This is a genomic window from Mycobacterium sp. (assembly GCF_046095365.1).
In the GTDB taxonomy this organism is placed as follows: Bacteria; Actinomycetota; Actinomycetes; order Mycobacteriales; family Mycobacteriaceae; genus Mycobacterium.
On record NZ_JBJTJF010000100.1, the window covers coordinates 1 to 7,083 of the forward strand.

Below are 7,083 nucleotides of genomic sequence, written 5' to 3' on the forward strand. Positions count from 1 at the left end.
GCCACCGTTGCCGCCGGCTCCGCCGTTGCCGCCCGCCCCGCCGGCCTCACCGGGCAGTACGCCGTCCGTTCCGGCGATGCCGTACTTACCGGCACCGCCGGCACCGCCGTTGCCGCCGTCACCGAACAGTGAGAGCACCCCGACGTTCCCGCCGTCGCCACCCGCACCGCCGTTACCGAACAGCAGCGCCGTGCCGCCATCGCCACCCCGGCCGCCGTTGCCCATGAACACACCGGCCGTGCCGCCCGTGCCGCCGTCGCCGCCGCCGGAAGCCCCGTTGCCGCCGACGCCGCCGTCGCCGCCGGCGCCGTCCGAGCCGAAGCCGGTGGCCGGATCCAGGTCCAGGAAGGAGACCCCGCCACCGGCGCCGCCTGCGCCGCCCCGGCCGTACGTGGAGCCGCCGCTGCCGCCGTTGCCGCCATCCCCGGCGGCACCCTTGATGATCAAGAAGCCCGAGTTGCCACCGGCTCCGCCCGCACCGCCGTCACCGACCAAGCCCGTCACCGAACCGCCGTCGCCACCGTTGCCGCTGGTGCCGATGAACAGTCCCCCGGCACCGCCGGCGCCGCCGGCGCCCCCGCCGGTCAGCCCGGCACCGCCGGCCCCGCCGTCACCGCCCGAACCGGCCAGGGACAGCACACCCGACAGACCCGAACGACCGCCGGCACCGCCGTCACCGCCGACCCCGGTCAGCGATGCGGCACCCGAACCGCCGTTGCCGCCGTTGCCGCGGAGCGCGCCGCCGTTGCCGCCGGCGCCGCCCTTGCCCGCGTTGACTCCGGTCGCGCCGGCGCCGCCGGCACCGCCGTTGCCCCACATGCCCGCCGAACCGCCGTCGCCGCCGGCGAACCCGCCGCCGCCGTTGCCGTACAGGAACCCGGCCCGCCCGCCGTTGCACGCCCCGCTGGTGCAGGCGCCCTCGTACTGGGTGTAGGTCCAGCCGTTGCCGCCGAGCAGGCCGGCGTTCGGGTTGTTCGCCGTGCCGTCGCCGAACAGGCGGAACTGATTGGCGGTCAGCTTGCCCGTCGACGACGCCTTCGGTGAGTTCAGCAGCAGCCCACCGGAAGTGGTCGTGGTCGACGACGCCGGCGCCGCCGACCCCCTGCCCAGATCCCGACGGGCGAAGGCCGCCGCAGTCCACGCCAGCGGGGCCACCGCCGGGGCATCACCGGAACCACCGGAAGCCAACCAGGACAACAGATTTCCGCCGACCCCGGACACCGCGCCGCGAGCCGCGGCCGCCGTCATCGACGGCGCCGAGGCTGCGGCCGCCCGTGGAGAGCTGACCACCGGGGAGGCGACCTGCGCGGCCACCGTCGCCGGAACCGCCGCGGCCGGCGCCTGCGCGGGGGCGGGGGCGTTCAGCGACGGCACGGAACCGGGGGGCGACGCCTCAGGAGCCGGCATGTCGGCGGCGGCGGCCCTGGGTGCGGGCGCCGCGGGCGATCCCGAGGGACGCCCGGAGGGCAGGGCGCCCGCCCTTGAGCGCTTGTTGCGCGACGCGGCGGGCGCGGGTGCGGCCGCTGAGTGACCGCGTCGCGCCCGCGGTGTGCGCGGCGCGCCGGCCGTCGCGTCCGACGACGGTCCCGCCCCGGCCGGTCGTGCGTTGCCCGGGGTGCTCGCGGCGCCGGTGTCCGTGGAACCCGAGGATCCCGATGACCCGGTGGTGTCGGCGAAGGCCGCCGGCATCGCGACGACCGCGGCACCCACACCGAGCGCGACCGCCAGCGCGCCGACCCTGCCGACGTAGCGGGAGTACCCCGCAGCGGCGGACGTCCCTGAGCGCACCCGCCCGTCCGCGCTGTCGAGAAGGTGGGGATCGCGGGCAGGCAGCGGCGCAACGGTCATCAAGGTTTCCTTTGATCAATCGAGGACCCCATCTGCCCTCGTGGAACACACATTGCCATCGAGGTGCGGGAAACGGAAGACAACTTCCACGGGCGTTTCCGATTTCCCGCGCCGCGTGGCGGTAAGGAGCAGGTCGGCACTCACCGTCGAGGTCAAGAAGGGACTTTTGTCCCGGGCCGCCGGACTCGGCGGGCTACCGCTTGCGCACGTTGACGAACACCATCCCCGCTCCCGCGAGAGCGATGATCGGCCCGAGCACCGCCCACGTCGTGGTGTTGCTCATCGGACTGCCCTGCACCACCCCCAGGCCCTGCAGCGTGAACAGCACGCCGCACAGCGTCATGATGATGCCGACGAGCAGAGAGAACTGGCGCATGTCCGTCATCGTGCCGTACCCGCCTCCACCCGGAGACCGGATGGGCCGATCCCGACCGGGCGCCTAATCCCCCTGGGCTTCCCCCTCGGCGCGTTCCAGCACCACCAGGAGGTCCAGCAGTTCGTCCTCGCCGACGATGCCGCGCCGGTAGCAGGCCCGGGCCATCTCCCGCAGCACCGGCAGGCTGAACCGGCGCCGGCCGTTCTTGCCGATCCGCATCGGCTCGATGGCCGTGCCGTCCGGGCGGGTGAAGACGCCGGTGCGCATCGCCCAGTACACCCACTGCGGCGACTTGCCGAAGAATCTCGCGACCTCACCGGTGCTGTAGAACCGCTCCCCGACCGCGGTCGGCCGCTCCCGGACGGCCGGCGCCGGAGCAGGATGCTCGGCGGCATCGGCCAGCATCCGCGCGATTTCGGCGGCCAGCGTGGTGACAGCACCCGCCGACAGCGCGGCGTGGTCGAGCCCGTCGACCGCGCGGACCTCCTCGCGCAGCGCGAAGTCCGCCGCGCTGAACCCGCCGTCCATGGTGCACGGTTCCAGATCGCGGCCCATCAGAATGTTCAGCCCGTGGCGCTGCATAACCAGGCTCACCCGGCGCACGTGCGCCTCGCGCCCGAGGTCGTCCATCGGGAAGGGCAGCCACAGGTCGGTCCGGGTGCCGATGGCCCGGCTCAGCGCCTCGACCACCACCGACAACTCGGTGAGGTCGTCGTGCTGACCGGCCTCGCCCGGCTCGAGACTGTAGGTCCCGGTGATGATCGCGCCCTGCGCGGCCGCGTTCTCGAGCAGGTCGGCCCGCTGCACGGTGTCCCGGTCACCCAGCACGATCACCGCGTAACTGATGTTGGTGGACTGCGCCACTGAACCCCCTTCGCTCGTCGTCGCGGCCCACGCTAACGACGGCCTCTGACAAATCCGCTGCGCCGGCCGTCCCTCACCCCCACCGCTCGACGAACCCCCGCACCCCCGGGACGATGTCGCGGTACCCGACGATCCGCACATCCAGGCCGGCGTCGGCCACCACCGTCAGCGCGCGCTCGATCGCCCCGTCGATCCAGGCCTCGTCGTTGCTGAACACTCCCCCGCCGACCCGGGTGAGCAGGACGGTGTCCGACCCGCCCGAACCGGCCCGTTCGGCCGCGGCCAGCAGGGTCGCCTCGTAGGTGGCCTCCAGCACCAGGCGGGCGAACGGCCCCCAGTCCGCCGACCGCACCCCGTAGCCGATCGGCAGCGCCGAACAGAACGCCTGGGAGACCAGCCTGCGCTCGTCCCCGTCGAGGTCGGTCACCTCGACGTCGCGATGAAGCCCGATGGCCAGCCGGCCCCGCAGGTCGTCGAGCACCTCCTCGGAAACCCCGCCGAGCAGCGCGGCGATCGCGCGCAGTCCCTCGGTGGTGCACAGCGCGTAGCCGTTGCGCATCTCCCACAGCGCGCGCAGAGGCAGGCCGATGTGCTCGGCCAGCGCCGCGCCGAGGCCGGCCAGGTTGTCGACCTGGCGGCGAGCGGTCTGCCCGACGCCGTCGGGGAACGGCACGAAGTAGTTGCGGTAGATCGTCGCCGCCCCGGCCGCGATCGCGCACGCCGGGCCCTGGGTGGGGTCCCACGCGTAGCGCGCGACGCCCTGCTCGGGGGTGACGTGCTCCGACGTCATCTCCAGCACGTTGAACTGCGACGCCACCTGGAACAGCGCCCCCTCGAACTCCGGCTCGCGGTGCAGCAGGCGGGCATCGCCGACCAGTCCTCGCACCGAACTGCGTTGCCCCCGCGCCGGATTCACCCGGGCCCGGAGCTCGGCCAGGGTCGGCAGGGTCAGCTCGCCGATGCCGTAGCGCCTGTCGTTGACGTTCGACACCAGTTCGTCGCCCTCGACCCGCAGGCGGGCTTGTGTTGCGGCGTAGCCGTCCTCGGCGAAACCGGTGAGACGCTCGAACCAGTCGGTCATGCCCAGGCCTCCCTTCGCTGGGCGCGGTCGCGCAGCACGTCGTGCTGGTCGGAGGTGTCGGGCACGGGATGCTCGTCCTTGCGGGATCCCCGGCGCAGTTCCTGCAAGCGGTCGATCACCGCCGGGTAGCCCAGGCGCTCCCGGTCGATCAGCCAGGCGCCGACCACGGTTCCGGTGCGGCCCTTCCCTCCCCAGCAGTGCACGTAGACCACCTCGCCGGATTCGATCTCGGCATTGATGTGGGCCAGGATCCGGTCGTAGCCGGCGTCGTCGATGACGTCGGTGTCGCGGATCGGACAGCGCAGGTACCGGGCGGCCAGGCCGTCGTCGTAGGGCACCATCGGGGCTCCGCCCCGGGTGCTCTCGCCGCGCTCGGTCAGGTCGACGAACGAGGTGATCCCGGCCTCGAGCAGCGTCTGGATCTTGCGGGCGGCCTTCTCGGGCTCCTTGGCCCCGGGGTACTCCCCGGCAAGCAGCCTGCCGGGCACGACCCAGTAGGCGTGGATGAGCTCGTCGTGCTCCCAGCTCGGGATCCTGTTGGTTGAAGTCATAGCGGTATGTCCTTTCAGTCGATGGATGGAGCAGGCGAAGCGACCCTCAGGTCATCGCATGCGGAAGGTGTTGTGCGAGTTGGTGTCTGGTGCCCACCGCAGGACGTGGGCGCAGCGTGCACTACCGCGCCGTGCGGGACAGCTCGGCCAGCACCCGCTCGCACTCCCGCCGGTTGATGACGCCGAGACGATGGCACGAGCGCGCCATGTCCCGGATCATCGGCACGGTGAACCGCCGTCGCCGGCCCCGGCCGACGCGCAACGGCTCGATGGGCGCACCGTCGGCGTCGGTGACCGCACCCTCGCGCAGCGCCCAGGACACCCAGCCCACGGACTGGCCGACGAACTCGGCCGCCTCCCTGGTGCTGAAGATCCGCTCGCCGCGGCATGCCCGGGGCCGCGCCGGAGCGCTCACGCGCAGGGCGGCCTCGATCTCCGCGCCCAGGGTACGCAGTCCGGCTGAGGCCAGTGCGGCGTTGTCGAGCTCGTCGACGGCCTTGACCTCCACCCGCAGCGCGGCGTCGACGGCGCTGTAGCCGCCCTCGAGCGGGCACGGCGCCATATCGCGGCCGATCAGCAGGTTCAGTCCGTGCCGTTGCAGTGCCAGGGCGAGCCGCCTGAGGTGCTGCTCCCGGCACAGGTCCTCGAGCGGGAACGGGATCCAGATCGAGGTGCGGGTGGCCACGGCCCGGCCCAGCGCCGCGACCACCGCCTCGATGTCGGTGATGTCGTCGTTGGCCGCCCCGGCGCCGGGCTCGAAGGCGAAGGTCTCGGCGATCTGTACGCCGTTCTCCGCCGCCCTCTCGGCCAGCATCTCGGTGCGGTCTTTGGTCGCGGTGTCCCCCAGCACGAGAACCGCGTCGATGATGTTGATTCCTGTCATATCTCCCCCTTCTCCCGAACGCCACTCTACCATATTTGCGCGATTATCGCCAGAACTCTAAGCTGATCCACTATGGGCGACAAGCGTTTACCGGACTCATCTGAGACGACGGTATCAAGAGGGTCTGACAGAAAACTGCACGGTTTTCCGCGGCCAATCGTCGCGGTGGACATCGCGCTGCTGAGCCCGGACCTCGAAGAGCGGGCCCTGCTGGTCGCCCAGATGTGGCGCGAGGACACCCAGACATGGGCGCTGCCCGGAGCATTCCTACGCAAGGGCGAGACGCTGGCCGACGCGGTGCAGCGCTGTCTGCGCGACAAGCTCGGCGTCGAGGGCATCCGGCAGCGCCAACTGGCGGTGCTCGACGACCCCGACCGCGACGACCGCGACTGGGTGCTGTCGGTCGCCCATGTGGCCGCCGTGCGGCCAGAGCGTCTGCAATCGCTGGGCTCGGGTTCGGCCACGCGGGTCCGCCTGGTGCCCGTCGACCGGCCGGGCGAGTTGGCCTGGGACCACGCCCAGATCGTCCGGTTGGCCCGCAAGGACATCCGCGGGCGCTATCTGGAGGCGGCCGACCCCGACCACCTGCTGGGCCGCGAGTTCACCATGCGCGAGCTGCTGGAGACGCACGAAGCCGTCGCCGGACACACGATCGACCGTGACGTCTTTCGCCGCTCGATGGACGAGCGTTTCGAACGCACCGGCAAGCGGCAGGACGCCGGCGGCCGGGGACGGCCGGCGGAGCTGCTCCGCAGAAAGCGCTGAGACGGCTACTGCTGCTCAGCCACGCGCTACTGCTTGGCCACCTTGAACGAATCCAGGATCGCGGTGGCGGTGTCGAGGTCGTTGTTGCCCTCCGGGAAGACCGCGCCCCAGATCTCGGCGATCGACTTCGGGCCCAGCGCGACGACCGCCGAGAGGAACTGCACCGCGTTTCCGTCCTTGTCCTTCCCGGTGCCCGAGAGCTGCGCCCCCGGCTGGCCGTCGACGGTTACGTCCTTGGGATCGTCGAGCTTGACGTCGGTGTAGTTGTCCTTGAGGAAACCCGTGGTCGAGTCGACGATGTCGTCGATCTCCTTCTTGGCCTCGGTCTCGGTGTCGAAGTTCTGCGCGCGGAACTGCAGGACGGAGCCGTTGGGGCTCTCCAGCGACCCGAAGTCGCCGACCTGGGCGATCTTGTCGACCTTCCAGTCGTCGGGGGCCTCGATGGAAAACATCGCCCCCTGCTCTTCGGGGTAGAACAGGGTCGTCTTGCCGGTGACCGCACCGGCGGCGCTGCCGGCCGCCGACGAGGCCGCGCCGGCGGCACTGGTCGCGACGCTACTGGCCGCGCTACCGGCCGACGACGCCACACTGGAGGCGCTGGAGGCGACGTCCTTGGTGGCTTCTTTGGTCTGGGAGCAGCTCACCGCGAAGGTGGCGGCGACGGCGAGGCTGACGGCGGTGGCGGTGACACGGGTGATGGTGATGGGCATCGGAG

Annotated in this window: 7 protein-coding genes and 1 pseudogene; 1 reads left to right on the plus strand and 7 read right to left on the minus strand. The window is 71.9% G+C overall.

The window, feature by feature from the left end:
- The 6 genes and pseudogenes from ACKOQ4_RS08625 to ACKOQ4_RS08650 form a co-directional block, all read right to left on the minus strand.
- Nucleotides 1–1,848 (minus strand): annotated as a pseudogene (locus ACKOQ4_RS08625) (hypothetical protein); the annotation flags it as partial.
- A 193-nt stretch (nt 1,849–2,041) separates the two neighbouring features.
- Complete coding sequence (locus ACKOQ4_RS08630) at nt 2,042–2,224, minus strand: hypothetical protein (protein ID WP_526290835.1); 183 nt, start codon at nt 2,222–2,224, stop codon at nt 2,042–2,044.
- Nucleotides 2,225–2,287: 63 nt separating this feature from the next.
- Nucleotides 2,288–3,088 carry a DUF7229 domain-containing protein gene (locus ACKOQ4_RS08635; RefSeq protein WP_526290837.1) on the minus strand — a complete coding sequence of 267 codons (801 nt, stop codon included), beginning with the start codon at nt 3,086–3,088 and terminating at the stop codon, nt 2,288–2,290.
- Between the two features lie 73 nt (nt 3,089–3,161).
- The gene (locus ACKOQ4_RS08640) at nt 3,162–4,169 is read right to left on the minus strand and encodes a hypothetical protein (protein ID WP_526290839.1); all 1,008 of its coding nucleotides are present in this window, start codon (nt 4,167–4,169) and stop codon (nt 3,162–3,164) included.
- Nucleotides 4,166–4,720, minus strand: coding sequence for a protein-tyrosine phosphatase family protein (locus ACKOQ4_RS08645; RefSeq protein WP_526290841.1), 555 nt, complete (start codon nt 4,718–4,720; stop codon nt 4,166–4,168). Before ACKOQ4_RS08645 ends, ACKOQ4_RS08640 begins: the two co-directional genes overlap by 4 nt.
- Nucleotides 4,721–4,841: 121 nt before the next feature.
- A complete protein-coding gene (locus tag ACKOQ4_RS08650) occupies nt 4,842–5,603 on the minus strand; it encodes a DUF7229 domain-containing protein (RefSeq protein ID WP_526290843.1) in 762 nt (253 codons plus the stop codon).
- A gap of 165 nt (nt 5,604–5,768) precedes the next feature.
- On the opposite strand from ACKOQ4_RS08650, the gene ACKOQ4_RS08655 reads away from it, so the two are divergent.
- Nucleotides 5,769–6,368 carry an NrtR DNA-binding winged helix domain-containing protein gene (locus ACKOQ4_RS08655; RefSeq protein WP_526290845.1) on the plus strand — a complete coding sequence of 200 codons (600 nt, stop codon included), beginning with the start codon at nt 5,769–5,771 and terminating at the stop codon, nt 6,366–6,368.
- 26 nt (nt 6,369–6,394) lie between these two features.
- On the opposite strand, the gene ACKOQ4_RS08660 is transcribed toward ACKOQ4_RS08655, so the two are convergent.
- On the minus strand, nt 6,395–7,083 hold a 689-nt coding region (locus ACKOQ4_RS08660), incomplete at its 5' end, for a hypothetical protein (protein WP_526290847.1).

What these genes read in the sequence shown, in the direction of transcription:
- ACKOQ4_RS08630 (WP_526290835.1), bottom strand. Translation starts at nt 2,224, where the DNA reads ATGCGCCAGTTCTCTCTGCTCGTCGGCATCATCATGACGCTGTGCGGC.
- ACKOQ4_RS08640 (WP_526290839.1), bottom strand. Translation starts at nt 4,169, where the DNA reads ATGACCGACTGGTTCGAGCGTCTCACCGGTTTCGCCGAGGACGGCTAC.
- ACKOQ4_RS08645 (WP_526290841.1), bottom strand. Translation starts at nt 4,720, where the DNA reads ATGACTTCAACCAACAGGATCCCGAGCTGGGAGCACGACGAGCTCATC.
- ACKOQ4_RS08650 (WP_526290843.1), bottom strand. Translation starts at nt 5,603, where the DNA reads ATGACAGGAATCAACATCATCGACGCGGTTCTCGTGCTGGGGGACACC.